Origin of the sequence: Brevibacterium marinum, assembly GCF_011927955.1 — a bacterium.
Classification (GTDB): domain Bacteria; phylum Actinomycetota; class Actinomycetes; order Actinomycetales; family Brevibacteriaceae; genus Brevibacterium; species Brevibacterium marinum.
In genome coordinates this window covers 543,779-565,641 of the sequence record NZ_JAATJN010000001.1, presented here as the reverse complement: position 1 = coordinate 565,641, position 21,863 = coordinate 543,779, and the positions used below count along the sequence as shown (strand labels likewise).

Below are 21,863 nucleotides of genomic sequence, written 5' to 3'. Positions count from 1 at the left end.
CACCGGGAGACGCAGTTCGACCAGGGAGAGACGACATGACCGAAATTCTCAGTTCGTATGTGGCAGGCGACTGGCACACCCCCACACCGGACACCGAGGGTGCACGCCCCGTCCATGACGCGACGAACGGGCAGCTGACCCACCACGTCTCCTCGTCCGGCATCGACTTCAGCGCCGTCGACGACTACGCCCGGACGACGGGCATCCCCGAACTGCAGAAGCTGACCTTCCATCAGCGCGGCGTGATCCTGAAGAAGCTCGGCGCCCATCTCATGGAGCGGGCCAAGGACTACCACGAGATCTCGTTTTCCACCGGCACCACGAAACGTGACGGATTCGTCGACATCGAAGGCGGCATCGGCACCCTCTTCACCTATTCCGGCGTCGCCCGCCGCCAGATGCCCAACTCCACGGTCCACCTCGACGGGGGAATCGAGCGCCTGTCGAAGAACGGCACCTTCCTCGGCCGCCACATCCTCACCTCCCGGCAGGGTCTGGCGCTGCAGATCAACGCGTTCAACTTTCCCGTCTGGGGCATGCTCGAGAAGTTCGGCCCTATGTTCGTCGCCGGCGTCCCCGTCGTCGTCAAACCCGCCACCGACACCGCCCACCTGACCCGCGCCGTCGTGGCCGACATGATCGACTCCGGTCTCCTGCCGGCCGGTGCCATCCAGCTCATCAGCGGCGACGTCACCCCGCTCTTCGACCGCCTGGCCGAACAGGACACCATCGCCTTCACCGGTTCCGCGGGCACGGCGAAGCACCTCGGCGGCCTGGACTGCGTGCGCGACCGCGGCACCCGCTTCTTCGCCGAGGCGGACTCGCTGAACTTCTCCCTGCTCGGCCCCGATGCGGGACCGGGAACCGAGGAGTTCGACCTCTTCGTCTCCGGCGTCGTCGACGAGATGACGATCAAGGCCGGCCAGAAGTGCACCGCTATCCGCCGCACCTTCGTCCCCGAGGCCCACGCCGAGGCGGTCGGTGAGGCGATCGTCGCGAAGCTCCAGACGAATGCGGTCGGCGATCCGCGCGAGACGTCCACCCGGCTGGGGCCGGTCGTCTCGGACAGACAGCGTGACGACGTCCTCGATGCCATCGACGAGATCACCTCGGCGGGGGCCCATCTGCTCACCGGCGGACGCGAAGACTCCGACGAACTGGCGGAGCGCCTCGGCGGAGCCTATGTCGCTGCCACCGTCCTCCAGGCCGACGACCCCTGGGTCGACGCCGTCCACGACGTCGAGGCCTTCGGGCCGGTGACCTCGCTCATCACCTATTCCTCCACCGAGGAGGCGGTCCGTCTGGCCGCTCGCGGCCGCGGTTCCCTGGTCGGCTCGGTCGTCACCCACGATCGCGGGTTCGCCGCCGAATTCGTCAGGCAGGTCGCTCCTTGGCACGGACGCATCCTCGTCCTCGACCGCGATGACGCCGAGGAGTCGACCGGGCACGGTTCACCGCTGCCCACCCTCATCCACGGTGGCCCGGGTCGCGCCGGCGGCGGCGAGGAGATGGGCGGTCTGCGCGGTGTCGAGCACTTCATGCAGCGCACCGCGATCCAGGCCTCCCCGGACATGCTCACCGCCATCGGCGGCGAATGGGTGGCCGGCGCCGAACGCCGGACCGGTCGGCACCCGTTCACGAAGACCTTGGCCGATCTGCGCGTCGGCGATGCCCTGGAATCCGAGCGGCGCACCGTCACACTCGAGGACATCGCACACTTCGCGGAGTTCACCGGCGACACCTTCTACGCCCACACCGACGAAGAGGCGGCGGCAGCGAACCCGTTCTTCCCGGGACGCGTGGCGCACGGCTACCTCATCGTGTCCTTCGCCGCCGGACTTTTCGTCCAGCCTGATCCGGGCCCGGTGCTCGCGAACTACGGCCTTGAGGGCCTGACCTTCGTCACTCCGGTCTCACCAGGCGATTCGCTCAAGGTGACGTTGACGGCCAAGCGCATCACCCCACGTGAGACCGACGAGTACGGTGAGGTGCGGTGGGACGCCGAGGTGGTCAACCAGAACGACGAGCCCGTCGCCGGATACGACGTGCTCACCCTCGTCGCGAAGGAGTAGGACCGACGCGGACCCTCAGCGAGGCGGGACGAATGTTCAGCCTCGCCGGGGTCTGTGCGACGGCGTCACCGTCGGCGATGACCTCGACCGGCTCCGCCCCTTCGGATGCGGCGATGTGCACCTCACGGGCATGGCTGAAGCGGATGTGCGGGTGCGACTTGTGCTTGCCGAGGCTGAAGAGCACGAGCTCCACGGCCAGCCTCGGGAGGAAGACGTCCTTGAGCAGGACCACGTCGATCAGCCCGTCGTCGAGCTGCGCCTCGGGTGAGAGCTTGAGGCCGCCTCCATAGCGGCCGGAGTTGGCGAATCCCGCCGAGTAGCCATGGAACTCGACGTGTTCGCCATCGATGGTGAGCTCCAAGCCGATGCGTCTCGGTCGCATGATCGCACGGGCGACCCCGTACAGGTAGACCCAGTGTCCCTTGATGCGGCGGACCGAATCCGCGTATTCCTGGACCGCGGAGTCCAGGCCGAGGCAGACATTGCCGATGCAGACCTGCCCGTCGAGGTCGAGGACATCGATGGTGCGGTCGCGGCCCTCGGCGACGATGGCGGCGGCCGCGTGGATGTCCTTCGGGATGCCGAGCTTGCCGATGAAGTCGTTGCCGCGTCCGCCGGCGATGATGCCCAGAGAGGTGCTCGTGCCGACGAGCCCGGCGGCGATCGCGCGCACCATCCCGTCACCGCCGAGGGACACGACGATGGGTTCGCCCTGGGAGGCGAACTCCGCGGCGAGTTCACCGGCGTGCGCCTCGCTCGTGCTCTCGACCAGCACGGCCTCCAGGTTGTGGTCGGCGAAGGCCGCCTGCATCGGAGCGATCCGTTTGCGGACGGCACCGTTGCGTGCTGCGGGGTTGAGGATGACGGGGACCGGGGTCGGCGACGGTGCGGTGCTCACAGCGTCGTCGGCCCGTGCATGAGCTTGCCGGGGTTCATGATGCCCCCCGGGTCCACCTCGGCCTTGGCCGCGCGCAGCATCCGCAGCCACAGCTCGCCGGTCTCCTCGGCCAGCCAGGGAGCGTGGTCCGCCCCGGTGGCGTGGTGGTGGGTGATCGTGCCGCCGTTGTCGACCATGGCATCACCGGCCGCGGTCTTCAGCGCCGTCCACTGCTCCATCTCCTGACCCTCCTGCTGCTGGGCGAAGACGGTGTAGTAGAGGGAGCAGCCGGCGGTGTAGAGGTGCGAGACGTGACACAGCACCAGGGCGGGCGTGCCCCGGTCGGCCAGCGATTTCTCGATGTCCTGTCTGATCGTGTCGTGCAGGTCTTCGATCGTGCTCCACTGCGCGGCCGTCTCCATCGTCTCGACGACGATCCCCTCGGTCATCAGCTGATCGCGCAGATACGGCGTCGAGAAGCGGTGCTTCTCCCACATGGTCTCGGGCGCGCCGCCGATGCTGACGCCCGTCTGCTTCTTGGCGATCGCACGTCCGGCGGCCCGGCGCGACCTGGCATCCGAGGTGCGGCCGTCGTAGCGCAGCACCAGCAGGCAGGGCGTCGTGACACCGCGAGCGCGCAGAAAGGCGAGGAGACCCTTGCGCTGGAGGCCGCTGCCGAGCTGCGCCAGTCCGAAGGCCGTCTCGTTGACGTCGGAGAGTCGCGCGATGTCGGGGCGCAGACCGGTCTGCTCCATCTCACGCAGGGCCGTCGCGCCCGAGTGGAAGTCGGGGAAGAACCAGGCATCGGGCAGTGTGGTCTCGGGCAGGCGCTTGATGCGCAGAGTGGCCTGGGTGATGATGCCCAGCGTGCCCTCGGAGCCGATGAGCATCTGGCGCGGGTTGGGCCCGGCCGCCGAGGCGGGAGTCGGGTGCAGCCGGATCGGACCGCTCGGTGTCGAGCAGTGCAGACCGAACACGTTCTCGTCGATCCGCCCGTAGCCGGTCGACTGCTGACCGGCCGATCGTGTGGAGACCCAGCCGCCGACCGTGCTGAACTCGAACGACTGCGGGAAGTGGCCGAGCGTGAAGCCCTCGGCCTGCAGCCGCTCCTCGAGATCGGGGCCGAAGACTCCGGCCTGGGCGGTCACCGTCAGCGACTTCTCGTCGATGTCGAGGACCTGGTCGAGGCGGGCGAGGCTGATGCAGACACAGCTGCGGAAACCGGGGCGGAATGCGTCGATGCCGCCCACGACGCTGGTGCCGCCGCCGAACGGCACGACGGCGATGCGCTCCTGGCTGCAGATGGCGAGCAGCTCGTCGACCTCGGCCTCGGACGCCGGAAACAGCACGGCGTCCGGTGCGAACGGCATCTGCCCGCTGCGCAGTCGCAGCAGGTCGGGCACGCTGCGTCCGGCAGCGTGGGAGACGCGCGTCGCGCGATCGTCGCGGACGTAGGCGGCACCCAGCAGCTCGTCGAAGCGCGAGCGCGCGTCGTCGGGGAGCTCGGCCCCGGGCAGCTGGACGGCATCGAGGTCGATCGGCGGGCGATTGACGCCTTCGGGCCAGCCGCAGGACTTGGTCAGCATCTTCTTGGCGCCGGGCTTGACCGGGCCGTCGTGGCCGTCCTCGCCCCAGCCCCACCAGCGCATCCGCGGTTGAGTGTTGTCCATGGAGCTCACCCTTCTTCCTGCTTGTTCTGTCTGTTCTCGAGCAGCGTCTGCTCTCGATCGGTTCTCGGTGCGGATCGGTTCTCGGCTTCGATCAGCTCGGGGGCGTGTCTGCGCACGGCGGCGGCAAGGTCGTCACGATCGGCGTCGACGAGGCCCCACCGGGTTCTGCGGTCGATCACGTCCTCAACGGTGACGGCGAGTTCGTGTTCGACGGCGAATCGGATCTCCGCGCCGCTGAACGGAATTCCGGATCTCACAGGCTCGTTCAGGCCGGGGTCGTCGTCCCCGTAGGCGGTCACGGTGCCGGCATCGGTGCCGTAGCGCCGGACCAGGTGTTCGGGCAGGCCGGAGGCCGGTGTGCCCGAGCCGACGAGGCCGAGCGTCGTGGTGCGGCAGGCCCCAGCACTCAGCCCGCCGGCTTCGACCGCAGCGTCGACGGCGTCTTCGGCCATACGACGGTATGCCGTGAGCTTGCCGCCGACGATCGTGAGGAGGTCGGTCCTCGGGTCACGCAGCAGCGCGTGTTTGCGCGACAGGTCGGCCCCGGAGTCGGCCTTGCCCTTGAGCAGCGGCCGGAAACCGGCATAGCTGCCCACGACGTCCTCCGGTGTGAGCGGCTCCTGCAGAACGGCGTTGATGGTGTCGAGCAGGAATGCGCGCTCATCGGCGTCCGGGCGGGCACGTTCAGGGATCTGCCCGTCGTGAGGATCGTCGGTCAGGCCGATCATGACGAGGCCGTCGTCCCAGGGTACGGCGAAGACGAACCTGCCGAAGTGACCGGGCACCGGCGCCGTGACGGCGGCAGTCGGTTCGCCGATGCTCTCGGCCCGCACCAGCAGGTGGGAGCCCTTGCTCGGGGCGAGTTCGACGTCCTCGGACAGAGTGTCGGCCCAGACGCCGGCGGCGTTGATGATCTGCTTCGCGCGGATCGTGTGAGGTTCGCCCGTGAGCTGATCGGTGACGTGGACCCGTCCGGGTTCGACGTCGGTGGCGGCGGCATAGGTGAGGATGCGGGCGCCGTGGGAGGCAGCGGTGCGGGCCATGGTCACGACGAGTCGGGCATCGTCGACGATCTGGCCGTCCCAGCTGAGCAGACCGCCGCGCAGCCCGGTGGTGGCCGTGGCCGGAGCAAGTCGGCAGACGTCGGCGGGGGATACTCGGCTGGGGTGGGGGAGCAGCGTTTTCGGGGTGCGTGCCAGCATCCGCAGCACATCGCCCGCGAAGAATCCGGTGCCGGTCAGCGTGGCGTCGAAGTGGCTGACCTGGGTGTGCAGCGGGAAGAGCATCTGCAGCGGTCGGATCAGGTGCGGCGCGATCCGGCTCATCAGGTGGCCGCGTTCGACGGCGGACTCCCATGCGATCGGGACGTCGAGCTTCGCCAGGTAGCGCAGGCCGCCGTGGGCCAGCTTCGAACTCCAGCTGCTGGTGCCCGAGGCGAGGTCCCGGCGCTCGATGAGCACGACGCTCAGCCCGCGGGACGCCGCATCGAGTGCGACGCCGACACCGGTGATGCCGCCGCCGATCACCACGAGGTCGACAGGCTCTGCCCCCGACGCCTCTGCCTCTGAGAGTTCTGCGAGGTCCTGCCTGCGCCGTTCGGCGTTGAGTGCGGTGTTGCCTGAGGTGCTGGATGTCATTCCCGACCTTTCTGGTACGAAGTCGTACCAGTTTGCAATCGTCGGTCCTTGTTGTCAAGATCACAGTGTGAGTGATCAGGGACGTCCGTATGCAGGTGCCAGCCGTGAGGAGCGTGAGAGCGCTCGCCGTGAGGAGCTCATCGCCGCCGGGATCTCGCTGTTCGGCACTCAGGGCTATCGCGCTGCCACCGTCGGCTCGATCTGTGCGGAGGCCGGTCTCAACAAGCGCTACTTCTACGAGTCGTTCGCCACGCTGGAGGATCTCCTCTGCGAGGTCTACGGGCGGGTGGTCGCCGACCTGCGCGCCTCGGTGCTTGCCGGCGAGGGCGAGGATGCCGCGACGGTGCTGCGGGGATTCATGGCTGGTTTTCTGACCTGGGCGCAGGCCAATCCGGTGCAGGCGCGAGTCCACCTCTTCGAGGTCCTGGGAGTGAGCGCGCGCGTCGATGAACTGTATCGCCGGCAAGCGCGCACGATCGGTGACGAACTCGCGAACCGTCTGTCTGCGACTGTTGCCGGCCCCGAGCTCGCTGCAGGTCAGCAGCGCGTTCTCGGCGATGTGCTCGTCGGTGCGGGTGTGCAGATGGTCGTCGACTGGGTGATCAGCGAATACCAGCCGCCGCGTGATGAGCTGCTCGACGAGATGGACTCGACCTTGGGCTGGGTTCTTGCCGCCGGCATGGCAGCGCTGCGCTGACGAGCCCATCGGCGCGCCGCTGCCCAACGCATGCCGCAGTCCAGCCTCCCCCAACAGCCGCGCAGCAGACGCGCAACAGCCGGGCACTCGAGACCACGCCGGAGCCCCGAGACGACTGTGCGCGCACAGCCGTTTCGGCACGGCGTCGTCGTCTCGGCGCTCCGGCGTGGTCTCGGCGCCAGTGGAGTGGCTGCCGTAGCTCACACGCTCACACCCCGGATGGTGTCCTGGCAGTGGCCCACACCCCGGGTAGTGTCCTGGCAGTGGCCCACACCCCGGGTAGTGTCCTGGCAGTGGCCCACACCCCGGGCGAGGGCCTGGTGGTGCGCCTTCGAAGTGGCTGATTCCATAAGTGGTCTGAGACTTCCATAAGTGTTCCGAGGCCGACGGAGTAGCCTGGGCGACACGACTCGGCAACTCGTCTCGAGCGGAAGTCCGTCGACAGGGAGCACAGTGAACTCCACCCTCATCATCTTCGGTGCCACAGGTGACCTCGCAGGACGGTTCCTGCTGCCGGCACTGGCGGAGCTCGCCGCCGCCGAGACGCTCCCGCAGGACTTCTCACTCACGGCAGTGGCGACGGCCGAAATGACGCACGAGGCCTACCGAGACCATGCCGCGAAGAAGCTAAACGAGCACGGCGCCGAACATCCCGAAAGCGCCCGCAGCTGGATCCTCGACCGGACTCGGTACAGGTCCACGGATGTCACCGACGCTGCCGATATGGCCGATCTCATCGCCGAGTCGACCTCCGCGCCCGCGCCCAAAGCCGCTTCCGCGCCCGCGCCCGCGCCCAAGTCTGCGTCCGCTCCCAAATCCGCCCCCGAGTCCGGTGCAGGTTCCGCCCCCGTTCGGGACCCTCCGGTCACCGTCTACCTCGCCCTGCCCACCGGTCTCATGCCCGATGCCCTGCGAGCCTTGGCCGCCGCGGGTCTTCCCCAGGGCAGTCGGATTGCGATGGAGAAGCCCTTCGGCGATGACCTCAACGGTGCCGGCGAACTGGACGACCTCCTCGGCGAGCTCTTCGGTGACGATGCTGCCCAGATGGTCTTCAACGTCGACCATGCGCTCGGGATGGCTCCTCTGCAGGCGATGCTGCCGCTGCGGTTCGCCAATCCGCTGCCGGAGGCCGTGTGGAACGGTGAGCACATCGCCGAGTTCCGGCTGCTGTGGGAGGAATCCATCGCGCTCGAGGGGCGCGCCCGGTTCTACGACAGCACGGGCGCGCTCAAGGACGTCCTGCAGAACCACCTGATGCAGCTGCTGACCATGAGCGCCATGGAGCGGCCCGCAGGGATCGAATCGGGGTGGCCGAGCGCGGCGAAGCTGCGAGCCCGCAAGACCGAACTCCTCTCCGCCGTTCGTCCGCTGTCGGGCGATGACGTCCTGACGTCGACCCGCCGGGCCCGCTACACCGCGGGAACTCTCGCCGACGATGCGGAGGCCGAGGGAAAACAGGTCCCCGACTACGTCGACGAGGAGGGTGTCGACGGGAGCCAAAGTACGGAGACCTTCGCCGAGGTGGTTCTGCACATCGATTCGCCCCGCTGGCAGGGCACGCGGTTTCGTCTGCGCACGGGAAAGGCACTCGCCCGCATGCGCAAGGGCATCGAGGTCCTCTTTCGCCCGGTCGGTGCCGCACAGGAGGGCGCACGCCTGTGGATCGGCCTCGACGGCCCATTCGACGTCGAGCTCGATCTCAATTCGAGCAGCTCCCGTGACCGGTCGGCGAGGCTGAGTCTGATCGGTGACCAGCCCAGGCCCGACTTCACCCCGTACGGACACGTGCTCAAGGACGTCCTCGCAGGGGAGTCGGATCTGGCCGCCGGGCCGGAGGAATCGATGCTGTCCTGGCAGATCCTCACCCCGGTCATGGAAGCGTGGGCATCCGGTGACGTGTCGATGGAGGACTATCCCGCGGGCAGCGCCGGACCGGACTCGGAACCGCCGACCGGGCCGAGGCCGCAGCCGGCCTCGGGGCAGTTGTCCGACGCAAAGCAGCAGCCGGTCCCAGGTCGGCGGCCCGACGTGGAGCAGCAGCCGTTCCAAGGTCAGCGGCCCGACGTGGAGCAGCCCGCCTCAGAGCGGCAGCCATGAGGGCCGAGCAGGTCACCGACCCGATCGCCTGCCACGGCGAAGGGCCCGCATGGTCGCCGTCCTGGGGCGGCCTGCGCTGGGTCGACATGCTCGCTGGCGACATACTGACATTGCGCGAGGACCGGGTCGAACGCAGGCACGTCGCCCGGGTCGCCGCCGCAGTTCGCCCTCGCCGAGGCGGTGGCGCGGTGATCGGGATCGAGCGCGGGTTCGCTCTCGAAAGTCCCGATGGGCAGATCACCGCTCTGCCCGAAGTGTGGACGGCGAGTGACATCCGCATGAACGAGGGCGGCTGCGATCCCCGGGGAAACTTCTGGTGCGGCTCGATGGCCTACGATCAGCGACCCGGTGCGGCATCGCTCTATCGTCTCGGTCCCGAGGGCGGCGTCGACGTCATGCTCGAGGGCGTGACCGTATCCAACGGCCTCGAGTGGAGTCCCGACGGTTCGCTCGCCTATTACAACGACACCGCCACGGGCCAGGTCGCCGTCTTCGACTTCGATCCCGACAAGGGGCTGCGCAACCGTCGGGTCCTCGTCGAACTCCCCGACGGCGGTCGTCCCGACGGGCTCACCGTCGACGCTGAAGGCTGCGTGTGGACGGCCGTGGTCAACGCCGGAGCGATCCACCGCTACCGGCCCGATGGCATCCTGGACGGAGTCATCGACGTTCCCGCCGACAAGACGACGGCCTGCACATTCGGTGGGATGAACCTCGACCGGCTCTTCATCACCACGTCTCAGGTGGACGCGGACACATCGGCAGATTCGCTGGCAGGAGCGCTGTTCGTCGCCGAGGCGGGTGTGACCGGGCAGCCTCTGCGCGAGTTCGCGGGGTAGTCGACTGCGATCCCGCTCAGTATGCCAACAGTCGGCAAGTTCACCTTGACAGGTTGCAATTATTCGAGGTGAACTTGCCGACTGTTCAGACCTCCAGCCCGTTGAAGGCCATTGACGTGACTGCGTCGGCGATGGTTCCGGGGTCGACGGGGTAGCTGGGCCGATACCACTCGGTGATGGAATTGACCATGCCGAAGAGCAGGCGCGTGATCAGGCCGGGCGTGAAGTCCGAGCGCAGACCGCCCTCGTCGATCGCCTCGGCGACCAGGGCTCTGATCTTGTCGTCGATCTTTCGGCGCTGGTCGAGGGCCTCGATCTCGACGGCCGAGTTTCCGCGCACCCGCAGCAGCAGAGTCACGGAGTGGTGGTATTCGATGAGGATGACCACGCTGGCATGGACGGCCGCGCGCAGGCGCTCGAGCGCGTTGAGACCGCTGCGCTGACTTTCGTCCTCGATCGCGGAGTCGAGGGCGCTGATGCCGCGGTTGATCGCCAGATGCAGCAGCTCTTCCTTCGACTTCACGTGATGATAGATCGCGGACTTCGTGATGCCGAGTTCACGCGCCGCGGTGTCCATGGAGGTGCCGTCGTAGCCGCGGGAGACGAAGACCTCGGTGGCCTTGTTGATCAGGGTCTCCCGGTCGTAGCCAGGGCGTCCACGACGGGTGCGCTTGCGCTGTCGGGGCGCGCTCGCCTCGGCGGTGGTGGCTTCTGTCTGTGTCGACGCAGCCGTCCCGACGTCCGGGTCTGTGCTCACGTCCGGGTCGGCCCGCGCGTCTGTCCCGACGTCCGGGTCGGCCCTCGCGTCCGGGTCAACACCCGACTCGAGGTCTGGTGTCGGTGCAGGTGAGGTCGTTTTCGGCATGCGCACCAGTCTAATCAGCCCACGAGGCGAACGTCGCGATCCGAGTCACAGAAGTGCTCACCTGAGGCCCTCTCGGCGGTCGATGATGCGCTTGAGCTTACCCACCGAGCGCGGCAGTTCGCCCGGCTGGAGCACCGACACGGTCGAGGTCACGCCCAGGCGCTCCTTGACTCGCGCGGCGACGAGCCCATTCAGCCCTTCGAGCTCGACGGCTCCGACGCCTTCGCGGCACTCGACCTCGACGGTGACCTCGTCCATGCGGCCGGGGCGGGTGAGCACGAGCTGGAAGTGGGGGCTCAGGTGCTCGAACTCGAAGAGCACCGATTCGATGTTGGCGGGGTAGACGTTGACGCCGCGGATGATCATGAGATCGTCGGAGCGGCCGGTGATGCGTGAGATGCGGCGGAAGCTCGGATTCGCGGTGCCCGGGAGCAGGCGAGCCAGATCGTGCGTGCGGTAGCGGATGATCGGCAGCGCCTCCTTCGTCAGGGAGGTGAAGACGAGTTCGCCCTCCTCACCGTCGGGCAGGACGTCACCGGTGAAGGGGTCGACGATCTCCGGGTAGAAGTGGTCCTCCCAGATGGTGGGCCCGTCCTTGGTCACCGCGGATTCGCAGGCGACGCCGGGGCCCATGACCTCGGACAGGCCGTAGATGTCGACGGCGTCGATGTCGAAGGACCTCTCGATCTCCTTGCGCATCTCATCCGTCCACGGTTCGGCGCCGCAGATCCCGGTCTTCAGGCTCGTCGTCGTGGGGTCGATGCCCTGCTTGTGGAACTCGTCGAGGATCGTCAGCAGATAGGTGGGTGTGGCCGTGATGATCTCGGGTTTGAAGTCCTGGATCAGCTGCACCTGGCGCGGGGTCTGGCCGCCGGAGATCGGCACGACCGTGAAGCCGTGACGTTCGGCGCCGTGGACGCCGAGACCGCCGGTGAACAGGCCGTAGCCGTAGGCGTTGTGCATCATCTGTCCGCGCTTGCCGCCGGCGCCGAGGATGGACCGGGCGATGAGGCTGCCCCACCTATCGAGATCGCCCATCGTGTACCCGACGACCGTCGGCAGACCGGTCGTGCCCGAGGAGGCGTGGATGCGCGCGACCTGCTCCTGCGGAACGGCGAACAGCCCGAACGGGTAGTTGTCGCGCAGGTCCTGCTTGTTCGTGAACGGCAGCTTCGCGATGTCGTCGAGGCTGGTGATGTCCGCAGGAGTGACGCCGAGCTCGTCGAAGGCCTGCCGGTAGAACGGCACATTCTCGTAGACCTTCGTGACCGTGGACTTGAGGTTGGCGAGCTGATCGGCGCGCAGCTCGTCCAGGCTCATGCGCTGACCGGCGTCGAGATCGTTGGCAGTCATCATTGTCTCCTTGGTGGATCGTGTGGTGCTTCGCGGTTCGTGGGGCGCCGAGGTGGGGCGCCGGTATCGAGCGTCGCCGGGTGAGGCGTGGCCGGGTTCGGGCCAGGCGGGTCAGGGTTCGGCCCAGGTGGGTCAGGGTGAGGTCGGCTTCGGTGGCTCGGAGGCGTCTGCTGTTGTCGGCTTCGGGGCGGGCAGGGTGCGGGAACGTCCGCGGTAGACGGCGACGATCTCCTCACCGCGAGTGACCTCGATGTCGTAGACGCCGGAGCGGCCCTGCTTGACGACCTCTCTGCCGTGGGCGACGAGCTCGTCGCCGATGTAGGTGGGTTTGAGGAAGTCGATGTCCCCGCCCGAGGCGACTGTGATCGAGCCGGGATAGTTGCAGGCCATCGCAAAGGTGGTGTCGGCGAAGAGGAAGATATAGCCGCCGTGGGTGATCGAATGCCCATTGGCCATGATGTCGGTGATCGTCATCGAGCACCGCGCCCAGCCGGGACCGTGGTCGTCGACGGTGATGCCCAGATGCTGAGAGGCCCGATCGTTGGCGAACATCGCCGCGGCGCCGGTCAGCTCCTCAGTGTGGCCCCCGCGGGTGGCAGCGTCGCTGGGGGCGCCTTCGTCGCTGCGGGTGTCATCGTGGTTGCGGAGGTCAGCGTCGCTTCGGACGTCGTCGTTGGGGGCACCACCGTCAATGCGGGTGCCTTCATCGCTGGGGGCCGTGGTCGTGGCCTCGTGGCTGGTTTCTCCCATGTCAGGCTCCTCCTCGAGTCGCTGATTCCTGTGCTGGGGCGACGGCCGTGCCGGGTTTGCCATGCAGGTATTGCCGGGTCGGCACTGCCGAGGTGGCTCTATCGTCGGATCGGCAGGCGCATTCAACTGTGGTGGTGACACGCTCAGCCGCTGAGACTGCACGCGAATGATGGTTGCCGATTCCTCGCGGAACCCAGCAGGAGAGTGCCCCTGGAGCGTCGTCGGAGAATAAACGACCATCTGGTCAATAAATATCGTCTGTGATCGGCGTCTCTGTCAAGTCGGGCGAGAGTGAGTGGCAAGATGGCGATGCCGCGCCGAGCATGAACGCCGAGACAACGACGCCGCGCCGAGCATGAACGCCGAGACAACGGCGTCGCGCCGGGGCAACGGTGTGTGCACAGTGGTTTCGACGCGGCGTCGTTGTCTCGAGTGATGCCGTCGCGAGTGGGGAGCTCAGGCGCCCCGCTGGCTCCGCCGGCTGCGCTTGGCCCATCGCCCGCTGGGTCGCACCTGTCCGCGCCTGCCTCGGTCCTCGCGCATTGCACCTCGGCGTGGGGTGTGCCACACTGATAGTGAACAATACAGAACAAATGGTCAGTAAATGGTTGTCCCGGGCCATCGCTCGTACGATGGACGAACCGAACAGGTGGTGCAGAACGTACGGTCCAGCACGGTCCGGTACGGTGCGGCACAGTCCAGCGCGGTTCGGCACAGTACGGTGCGCAAGGCACAGTCCAGGAAGGGCACATCCAAGGGTGGAGTGGTCATGACGACGCAAGTCAACGAAACACAGCTCGAAGAACAGTTCAACGAGACGATCGCGGCCAAGGATCGAATCGAACCACGTGACTGGATGCCGGAGAAGTACAGAAAGACTCTTGTGCGGCAGGTTGCTCAGCACGCTCACTCGGAGATCATCGGCATGCAGCCCGAGGGCAACTGGATCTCCCGCGCGCCCTCGCTGCGTCGCAAGGCGATTCTGCTCGCGAAGGTCCAGGACGAGGCCGGTCACGGTCTCTATCTCTACTCGGCCGCCGAGACCCTGGGTGCGACCCGCGACGAACTCACCGAGAAGCTCATCGCCGGCAAGCAGAAGTACTCCTCGATCTTCAACTACCCGACACTGTCCTACACCGACGTGGGCACGATCGGCTGGCTCGTCGACGGTGCTGCGATCTGCAACCAGGTGCCCCTGTGCCGGACCTCATTCGGACCCTACGGCCGCGCCATGATCCGCATCTGCAAGGAGGAGTCCTTCCACCAGCGCCAGGGCTACGAACTGCTGATGACGATGATGCGAGGAACCGAGGAGCAGAGGGCGTCCGTGCAGGAATCGGTCAACCGCTTCTGGTGGCCCTCCCTCATGATGTTCGGCCCGCCCGACGACGACTCACCGAACACCGAGCAGTCGATGGAGTGGGGCATCAAGACCCACACCAATGACGAGCTGCGCCAGAAGTTCGTCGACATGTCCGTCCCGCAGGCCGACGCCCTGGGGGTGACCCTCCCCGACGAGGGCCTGAAGTGGAACGAGGAGCGCGGACACTACGACTTCTCGACACCGGACTGGAACGAATTCTGGGCCGTCGTCAAAGGCAACGGGCCCTGCAACGACCAGCGCGTCGCCCACCGCAAGCGCGCCTGGGACGACGGAGCCTGGGTGCGAGACGCCGCGCTCGCCTTCGCGGAGAACTCGGCGGCCGACGCCGACGGTGCCACCGCCCCCGCCGGCCCCGACGATGCCACCGCCCCCGCCGGCCCCGACGATGCCACCGTCCCGGCCGCGCCCACCGACTCACCCGAAACCCCCACCGCCGAGGAGGCCGCCAAATGAGCGCAGAGACCACCCCGAGCACTGGCGCCGCTCCCACCACGGGCACCGACGCCGGAGCCCAGAAGCAGGGCGTCCGCGGCGAATGGCCCCTCTATGAAGTCTTCGTGCGCGGCAAACGCGGACTCAACCACGTCCACGTCGGCTCGCTGCATGCACCCGATGAGCAGATGGCCCTGCGCCACGCCCGCGACGTCTACACCCGCCGCAACGAGGGCGTGAGCATCTGGGTCGTTCGCTCCTCGACGATCACGGCCTCGAGCCCCGCCGAGAAGGACCCCATGTTCGCCCCCGCCGGCGACAAGGTCTACCGCCACCCGACCTTCTACGACATCCCCGACGATGTCCCCCACATGTGAGGAGGCGACGATGACGAACGAACCTTCCATCCACGTCGATCACGACGAGGCCGGGGCCAACATCGAGCACGGCGAGTCGGAGAACGCCTATTCGGGCCTGCTCGTCAACGATGCCAATTGGGCGTTCGGCACGGACTTCGAAGACCCTCTGGCCGGAGTCGACACCACCGTCCCCGACGGCGTCGACCCACACGAGCTCGCCGCATACTGCCAGATGCTCGGCGATGACGCGCTGGTCTTCTCCCAGCGCATCTCCGAGTGGTGCTCACATGCGCCCGACCTCGAAGAGGACATCGCGTTGGCCAATATCGCCCTCGACCTGCTCGGCCAGTCCCGGCTTCTGCTCGCCCGCACCGCGGCCGCCGATCCCAGCCTCGTGCCGCAGCTGCCCGAAGGCTCCCCGGTCCCCGACGAGGATCGCCTCGCGTTCTTCCGCGAGGACCTGCAGTTCCGAAACGTCCGCCTCGCCGAGGTGCCCAACGGCGACTTCGCCGAGGCGGTCGCGAAGATCCTCATCTACTCCACCTGGCGCCTGGCGATCTTCGAACGCCTGCAGTCCAGCAGGGACTCCGTGCTCTCGGCGATCGCAGTCAAGGGTGTGAAGGAGATGTCCTACCATCGCGACTTCGCCGGCCGCTGGGTGCTGACCCTGGCCCGCGGCACCGAGGAGTCGAAGACTCGGCTGCTGGACGCACTCGACGGCCTCTGGCCCCTGTGGGACGAACTCTTCGAGACTCACCCGATCGAAGCCTCGGTCGCGGCGGCCGGAATCGGTGTCGACCCCGCCGAGGTGGCCGACGAGGCCGGGGTCATCCTCGACCAGGTCTTCGCCGCTGCCGGCATCGACCGTCCCGAACGGGGCGCGTTGGCCGGCGTGAGAGGTAAGAAGGGCCGCGACGGTCTGCACACCGAAGCACTGTCGAAGATGCTCGCCGATATGCAGGTCGTGGCCCGCCAATATCCGGAAGGACAATGGTGACCGCAGCACTCGAAACCCGCAAGCCCGCCGTCCGCAGCGACCGGGACGGCCGCAGCGACCGGGACGGCCGCGCCGATCGCACCGATCGCACCGATCGCACCGATCGCACCGATCGCACCGATCGCGACGCTCGGCCCACGGCCGCCCACACCGACGCTGCGGCGCTCGATCGAGCCCGCGCCGCGGCGGCCCGAGTGACCGATCCGGAGATGCCGATGCTCACGCTCGTCGACCTCGGCGTGCTCCGTGACGTGACGTTCGAGGACGGACACGTCGTCACCGTCATCACCCCCACCTACTCGGGGTGCCCGGCGATGGCGACGATGCGCGATGACCTGCAGCGCGAACTCCAGGACGCGGGATTCCCGGACGCCGAGGTGCGGGTGTCCCTGACACCGGCCTGGACGAGTGACTGGATCACCGAGGAAGGGCGGAAGGCACTCAAGGACGCCGGCATCTCCCCACCCGGGCAGGCGCCCGGGCGTCAGGGGCCCGTGGCTCTGACCCTCATGCCCACGAAACGAGCCCTGACCTGCACCCTGTGCGGATCGGCGAATGTCGAGCTGTCCTCGGAATTCGGACCGACGGCCTGCAAGGCGATGTACCAGTGCCTCGACTGCCTCGAACCGTTCGAACATGTGAAGGAGATCTGAGATGACCGAAACGATCGATCAGAGCGCCGAGGCGACCCCCGCGACCCAGCAGACCGACGTCGTCTCCCGGACCGCCTTCTATCCGCTGACCGTGAAGTCGGTCGACCACCTCACCGATGACTCGGCGGCGGTGACCTTCGACGTCCCGGACGAGTATGCCGAGGTCTTCGACTTCGCCGCGGGCCAGTCCCTGACCCTGCGCCGGATGATCGACGGCGGAGAACACCGCCGCTCGTACTCGATCTGCGCCCCGGCCGGAACGGATCCGCGCATCGGTGTGCGAGAGATCCCCGACGGACTCTTCTCTCAGTGGCTCGTCAACGACGTCCGACCGGGTGAGACGATCGAAGTTCAGCCGCCCAGCGGCAGTTTCCAGGCCGACCCCGACCTCGGCGGGCGACACCTGTGCATCGCGGCAGGATCGGGCATCACCCCGATGCTCTCGATCGCCACGACCGTCCTGTCCAACCCGGACGCCTCCCTCACCCTGCTCTACGGCAACCGCAACACGAACACGGTGATGTTCGCCGAGGAGCTCGCCGACCTCAAGAACTCTCGAAACCAGCAGCTCGACCTCATCCACATCCTCTCCCGCGAACCGCGGGAGGTCGACCTCTTCTCCGGCCGCCTCGACGAGGAGAAGCTGCGTCAACTGCTGACGAACCTGGTGCCCGTCGGCGACCTGGACCATGTGTGGCTGTGCGGACCCTTCGGCATGCTCAGTGATGCTCGCAAGGTCCTCGCCGAATTCGATGTTCCGAAGGAGAAGGTCCACTTCGAGCTCTTCTACGTCGACGAACCGCCACCGGAGGTCGTCCACGCGGACAAGGTCGTCGAGGGCGCCACCAGCGACGTCACGATCGTCCTCGGCGGGAGGCGCTCCACCTCGGCGATGTCACAGGGTCAGACGATCCTCGACTCCGCACAGGAATCGCGGTCGGACCTGCCCTTCGCCTGCAAGGGCGGGGTCTGCGGGACCTGCCGGGCGAAGATCTGCTCCGGCGAGGTCGACATGGTCCGCAACTACGCCCTCGAAGACGCCGAGGTGGCCGACAACTTCGTGCTCACCTGCCAGACCTTCCCCGTCAGCGACGAGGTCACGGTCGACTACGACTCGTAAGCAGAGTCGTCCGGGCGTCGCATTCGGCACACGCCACGCCGACAGCGTCCCGTACTCCCGAGTGCGGGACTTCCGAGTGCGGGTCTCCCGAGCGGGCCTCGCGAGCGTCTGAAGCGTTGAGTCGATACCCTTGAGAATTGCCGGCGCCACCCTGCACACCACTACTGAGGAGACCCATGCCCGAGGCATTCGTCCTGGACGGACTGCGCACACCCATCGGCCGCTACGGCGGAGTCCTGGCTGATCAGCGCCCCGATGACCTCGTCGCGAGGACGCTGAAGACCGTTGTCGGCCGGTCCGGGATCGACCCGACCGACATCGACGAGGTGATCCTCGGATCGGCGAACCAGGCCGGAGAGGACAACCGCAACGTCGCCCGCATGGCCGTGCTGCTGGCGGGTCTGCCCGAGTCCGTTCCGGCCTTCACCGTCAACCGCCTGTGCGCCTCGGGGATGACCGCGATCACGAACGCCCGGCAGATGATCGCGGCCGGAGACGCCGAGGTGGTCGTCGCCGGCGGTGTCGAATCGATGACCCGGGCCCCCTGGGTGACCGAGAAGCCCTCCCGCGCCTGGTCGAAGCCCGGCAGGTCCTGGGACACCTCCATCGGGTGGCGCTTCACCAACCCGGCCTTCGGTGAGGACACGACGCTGTCGATGCCGCAGACCGCTGAGCGAGTGGCCGAGCAGTGGAAGCTGGGGCGCGAGGAGCTCGACGACTTCGCCTATGCCTCCCACCAGAAGGCACTCGCCGCACAGGAGGCGGGCAAATTCGACCCCGAGATCCTGCCCATCGGGGATGTCGCGGCCGATGAGGGACCGCGGGCGGATACCACCCCGGAGAAGCTCGCGAAGCTGCGCGCGATCCACGGACCCGGTGGTGTGATCACCGCCGGCAATTCTTCGTCTCTCAACGACGGTGCCGCCGTAGTCGTCCTGGTCAGCGAACGCTACGCCCAGAAGCACGGTCTCGATCCGCGGGCCCGCGTCGTCAGCGGTGCCAGCGCCGGTATCTCTCCGGAGATCATGGGCATCGGGCCCGTCCCGGCCACCCGCAAGGTCCTCGACCGCGTCGGCTGGGGCGTCGGCGACCTTGAGGCCGTCGAGCTCAACGAGGCCTTCGCCTCCCAGTCCCTCGCCTGCATCGGCGACCTGGGCCTCGCCCCGGAGACCGTGAATTCCTTCGGCGGGGCGATCGCGTTGGGCCACCCCTTGGGCTGCTCGGGCGCACGCATCACCCTGACCCTGCTCAACCGCCTCGAACAGGCCGACGCGAAGCGCGGACTGGCGACGATGTGCGTCGGCGTCGGCCAGGGTTCGGCACTGCTGTTGGAGCGGGTATGAGCGCGGGCGGCGCCGAGGGCGCAGCGGACAGCACGTCCGGGGCAGCGGACAGCACGGCCGGCGGCCGGAACACCCCGCTCCTGATCGAGCGCTTCGACGACCGCGTGATCATCCGGCTCAACCGGCCCGAGGTGCGCAACGCCATCGACCAGTCCATGGCCGATGCCCTCCACGAAGTGTGCGCCGAGCTCGAGGCGGACACGAAGGTCGCGATCCTCACCGGCTCGAACGGCGTCTTCGCCGCAGGGGCCGATATCGGTCAGCTGCGCGATCGCGGCCGCGAAGAAGCCCTGGCCGGCATCAACTCCAAGGTCTTCACCCGCCTCCAGGAACTGCCGATGCCCACGATCGCCCTCGTCGAAGGCTTCGCCCTGGGCGGGGGAGCGGAGCTCGCCTTCGCATGCGACTTCCGCATCGGAACGCCGGCGACGAAGATCGGAAACCCGGAAGCGGGTCTCGGGATCCTCGCCGCCGCCGGCGCGGCCTGGCGTCTGCGCGAACTCGTCGGAGAGCCGAGAGCCAAGGAGATCCTGCTTGCCGGGCGCACCCTTCAGGCCGACGAGGCCAAATCGATCGGTCTGCTGAACGATGTCGTCGACCCCGAGGATCTCGAACTCGCAGGTCGGGCGCTTGCCGACCGGATCGCGAGCTATGCTCCCCTGGCCGTGAGGCTGTCGAAGTCGGCGTTCCACGCTCCGCGGGAAGCACATCCGCTCATCGACAACCTGGCCCAGGCCGTGCTGTTCGAGACCGAGGAGAAGTACGCCCGAATGGACGCGTTTCTCGCCAAACGGGAAGACAAGAAGCGGGCGAAGGCCGAGTCCGTGGCGACCGAGGCCATGGATCAGCAGGCCGATCCGCGATACCAGCAGGCCGATCCGCGACATGAGCAGGCCGATCCGCGGGCAGTCCAGGACGTTTCCCGGGACGAGGAGAGAGGCAGCGCCGAATGAGCGAGCAGAGGGCACACGAACCGGACGCCGTGCACACCGCCGATGAGGGAGGGGCCGCCGTGCAGGTCCCAGAGGCCGTCGGAGTCTACGGCGGCGGGCGGATGGGGGCAGGAATCGCCCACGCCTTCGCCAGCGCCGGAGCCCGCGTCATCATCATCGAGAACACCGATGAGACCGTGGCCGCCGCCAGGGAGCGCGTCGACGCCTCGATCGAGAAATCGAAGTCCAAGGGCCTCGAAGTCACCGGCACAGTTGAGGTCGTGCGCGACCCCACCTTGCTCGACCAGGCGCTTCTCGTCGTCGAAGCCGTTCCGGAGATCGTCGAACTCAAGCAGGAGATCCTCGCCGCCATTGCGAAGCACGCCCCGGCCGCGAGCATCGCCACGAACACCAGTGCACTCTCGATCGATGAGCTCGCCGCCGCACTGCCCAGGCCCCAGGCACTCATCGGGCTCCACTTCTTCAATCCCGTGCCCGTCAGCGAGCTCGTCGAGGTCGTCGTCGGCACCCACACCCGGCCCGAACTCGTCGACGTCGCGAAGTCATGGGTGACCGGGCTGGGCAAAACGGCGATCACGGTCAGGGACTCACCGGGATTCGCCTCCAGCCGCCTCGGCGTGGCACTGGCTCTCGAAGCGATGCGGATGGTCGAGGACGAGGTCGCGATCCCCGAGGACATCGACAAGGCGATGACGCTGGGCTACCGGCACCCAGCCGGACCGCTGCAGACCACGGACATCGTCGGCCTCGACGTCCGCCTCGGCATCGCCGAGCACCTCGAAGCGGAGCTGGGGCCGAGGTTCGCACCGCCGCAGCTGCTCAAGGACAAGGTCGCCGCGGGCCAGTTGGGTCGAAAATCCGGCCAGGGATTCTATACTTGGTGACCAGGCGGGCATCAAGCCCGCTTGCCTCATCGACACCTGCAGCACCGTCAGCTGCACCACCGTCATCTGCAAAGGAGCACACGTGACCGAGATCCGACTGTCCAACCGGGGGAACATCGCAGAGATAGTCCTCGACGGCCCCGATTCCCGCAACGCCCTGGACGCCGACAACCTCCGTGACCTCGCGGCAGCGGTGGCCAAGGTCGCCGAGGCGGTCCCGAACGTGCGGGCGCTCCTGATCAGGGGAGAGGGCAAGGTCTTCAGCTCCGGTCGCGACATCTCGGCCGTCGACGTCGAAACCGATGACGCGCACGCGTTCCTCGCCGAAGCCTTCACACCCGTCTTCCAGTCCATCCGCGCCCTGCCGATCCCCGTGATCTCACAGGTTCAGGGTGCCGCCCTGGGGCTGGGCTTCGGGGTCGCGGCGGCTGCCGACATCATCTTCGCAGCCGAGAACGCGAAGTTCGGCTCGCCCTTCGCCGCGATCGGCGCGATGCTCGACTCGGGCGCGCACCACGTGTTCCTCGACCGGGTGGGCTATCACCGGACGATGGACCTCATCATCACCGGTGACTTCATGACCGGCGCCGAGGCGGCCGATGCGGGCATCGTCTCCCGCTCGGTCCCGGCCGGGGAGCTGTCCGAGTTCGTCGAGTCGAAGCTCGCCACGATCGTGTCCGGTCCGGCCGAGGCCTTCGCGATGGAGAAGGGCTTCGTCCAGAAGCTCGCCGACGACCGGCCGACGCTCGCGCAGGTGCTCGCCGAGGAGGCCAACCTGCAGGAGACCGCGCGCCAGACCCCGGACTATGCCGAAGGGTTCACAGCTTTCCAGGAGCGGCGGGCACCGCAGTTCGACTGAGCTGAGAGCTCTTCGGCCGGAC

General features: G+C 67.7%; 19 protein-coding genes. 13 read left to right on the top strand and 6 right to left on the bottom strand.

The features are described 5' to 3' along the window. Positions 1-35: 35 nt before the first annotated feature. Positions 36-2,072 carry a phenylacetic acid degradation bifunctional protein PaaZ gene (gene paaZ / locus BKA07_RS02445; protein ID WP_167949495.1) on the top strand — a complete coding sequence of 679 codons (2,037 nt, stop codon included), beginning with the start codon at positions 36-38 and terminating at the stop codon, positions 2,070-2,072. On the opposite strand, the gene BKA07_RS02440 is transcribed toward paaZ, so the two are convergent. From BKA07_RS02440 to BKA07_RS02430, 3 genes are read right to left on the bottom strand one after another with little or no spacing between them, the layout of a single operon-like run. Continuing rightward, complete coding sequence (locus BKA07_RS02440) at positions 2,050-2,970, bottom strand: diacylglycerol kinase family protein (protein ID WP_167949494.1); 921 nt, start codon at positions 2,968-2,970, stop codon at positions 2,050-2,052. The genes paaZ and BKA07_RS02440 overlap by 23 nt on opposite strands. Beyond that, the gene (locus BKA07_RS02435; RefSeq protein WP_167949493.1) at positions 2,967-4,619 is read right to left on the bottom strand and encodes an FAD-binding oxidoreductase; all 1,653 of its coding nucleotides are present in this window, start codon (positions 4,617-4,619) and stop codon (positions 2,967-2,969) included. The genes BKA07_RS02440 and BKA07_RS02435 overlap by 4 nt, the downstream gene beginning before the upstream one ends. Before the next feature lie 5 nt (positions 4,620-4,624). Beyond that, entirely contained in the window at positions 4,625-6,256 is a 1,632-nt protein-coding gene (locus BKA07_RS02430) for a glycerol-3-phosphate dehydrogenase/oxidase (protein ID WP_167949492.1), read from the bottom strand. A gap of 67 nt (positions 6,257-6,323) precedes the next feature. On the opposite strand from BKA07_RS02430, the gene BKA07_RS02425 reads away from it, so the two are divergent. The 3 genes from BKA07_RS02425 (at position 6,324) to BKA07_RS02415 (ending at position 9,889) form a co-directional block, all read left to right on the top strand. Then, complete coding sequence (locus tag BKA07_RS02425; protein ID WP_167949491.1) at positions 6,324-6,953, top strand: TetR family transcriptional regulator; 630 nt, start codon at positions 6,324-6,326, stop codon at positions 6,951-6,953. A gap of 453 nt (positions 6,954-7,406) precedes the next feature. Continuing rightward, positions 7,407-9,050 carry a glucose-6-phosphate dehydrogenase gene (locus tag BKA07_RS02420; protein ID WP_167949490.1) on the top strand — a complete coding sequence of 548 codons (1,644 nt, stop codon included), beginning with the start codon at positions 7,407-7,409 and terminating at the stop codon, positions 9,048-9,050. Next, on the top strand, positions 9,047-9,889 hold the full coding sequence (locus tag BKA07_RS02415; RefSeq protein WP_167949489.1) for an SMP-30/gluconolactonase/LRE family protein: 843 nt from the start codon (positions 9,047-9,049) through the stop codon (positions 9,887-9,889). The genes BKA07_RS02420 and BKA07_RS02415 overlap by 4 nt, the downstream gene beginning before the upstream one ends. Before the next feature lie 85 nt (positions 9,890-9,974). Here BKA07_RS02415 and BKA07_RS02410 read toward each other — a convergent pair whose 3' ends face one another. The 3 genes from BKA07_RS02410 to paaI all read right to left on the bottom strand — a co-directional run bounded on the left by BKA07_RS02410 (position 9,975) and on the right by paaI (position 12,857). After that, positions 9,975-10,754 (bottom strand): TetR/AcrR family transcriptional regulator, encoded by a 780-nt coding sequence (locus tag BKA07_RS02410; protein ID WP_245161806.1) that lies wholly within the window; start codon positions 10,752-10,754, stop codon positions 9,975-9,977. A 57-nt stretch (positions 10,755-10,811) separates the two neighbouring features. Then, entirely contained in the window at positions 10,812-12,107 is a 1,296-nt protein-coding gene (paaK, locus tag BKA07_RS02405) for a phenylacetate--CoA ligase PaaK (protein WP_167949488.1), read from the bottom strand. 132 nt (positions 12,108-12,239) lie between these two features. Next, entirely contained in the window at positions 12,240-12,857 is a 618-nt protein-coding gene (gene paaI / locus BKA07_RS02400; RefSeq protein ID WP_245161805.1) for a hydroxyphenylacetyl-CoA thioesterase PaaI, read from the bottom strand. Between the two features lie 769 nt (positions 12,858-13,626). Here paaI and paaA point away from each other — a divergent pair. The 9 genes from paaA (at position 13,627) to BKA07_RS02355 (ending at position 21,841) form a co-directional block, all read left to right on the top strand. Continuing rightward, a complete protein-coding gene (gene paaA, locus BKA07_RS02395) occupies positions 13,627-14,694 on the top strand; it encodes a 1,2-phenylacetyl-CoA epoxidase subunit PaaA (RefSeq protein WP_209043840.1) in 1,068 nt (355 codons plus the stop codon). Beyond that, complete coding sequence (paaB, locus tag BKA07_RS02390; RefSeq protein WP_167949487.1) at positions 14,691-15,050, top strand: 1,2-phenylacetyl-CoA epoxidase subunit PaaB; 360 nt, start codon at positions 14,691-14,693, stop codon at positions 15,048-15,050. Before paaA ends, paaB begins: the two co-directional genes overlap by 4 nt. 10 nt (positions 15,051-15,060) lie before the next feature. Then, positions 15,061-16,029: a 1,2-phenylacetyl-CoA epoxidase subunit PaaC gene (gene paaC, locus BKA07_RS02385; protein WP_209043839.1), complete on the top strand. Its 969-nt coding sequence runs from the start codon at positions 15,061-15,063 to the stop codon at positions 16,027-16,029. Further along, positions 16,026-16,682, top strand: a complete 657-nt coding sequence (gene paaD, locus BKA07_RS02380; protein ID WP_342448970.1) for a 1,2-phenylacetyl-CoA epoxidase subunit PaaD — start codon at positions 16,026-16,028, stop codon at positions 16,680-16,682. The genes paaC and paaD overlap by 4 nt, the downstream gene beginning before the upstream one ends. A gap of 1 nt (position 16,683) precedes the next feature. Then, positions 16,684-17,802, top strand: coding sequence for a 1,2-phenylacetyl-CoA epoxidase subunit PaaE (gene paaE, locus BKA07_RS02375; protein ID WP_167949486.1), 1,119 nt, complete (start codon positions 16,684-16,686; stop codon positions 17,800-17,802). A 176-nt stretch (positions 17,803-17,978) separates the two neighbouring features. Then, the gene (locus BKA07_RS02370) at positions 17,979-19,145 is read left to right on the top strand and encodes a thiolase family protein (protein WP_167949485.1); all 1,167 of its coding nucleotides are present in this window, start codon (positions 17,979-17,981) and stop codon (positions 19,143-19,145) included. Further along, positions 19,142-20,098, top strand: coding sequence for an enoyl-CoA hydratase/isomerase family protein (locus tag BKA07_RS02365; RefSeq protein WP_245161804.1), 957 nt, complete (start codon positions 19,142-19,144; stop codon positions 20,096-20,098). The genes BKA07_RS02370 and BKA07_RS02365 overlap by 4 nt, the downstream gene beginning before the upstream one ends. Further along, a complete protein-coding gene (locus BKA07_RS02360; protein ID WP_209043838.1) occupies positions 20,095-20,982 on the top strand; it encodes a 3-hydroxyacyl-CoA dehydrogenase family protein in 888 nt (295 codons plus the stop codon). Before BKA07_RS02365 ends, BKA07_RS02360 begins: the two co-directional genes overlap by 4 nt. A gap of 82 nt (positions 20,983-21,064) precedes the next feature. Then, entirely contained in the window at positions 21,065-21,841 is a 777-nt protein-coding gene (locus BKA07_RS02355) for an enoyl-CoA hydratase-related protein (RefSeq protein ID WP_167949484.1), read from the top strand. The last annotated feature ends 22 nt before the right edge of the window (positions 21,842-21,863 follow it).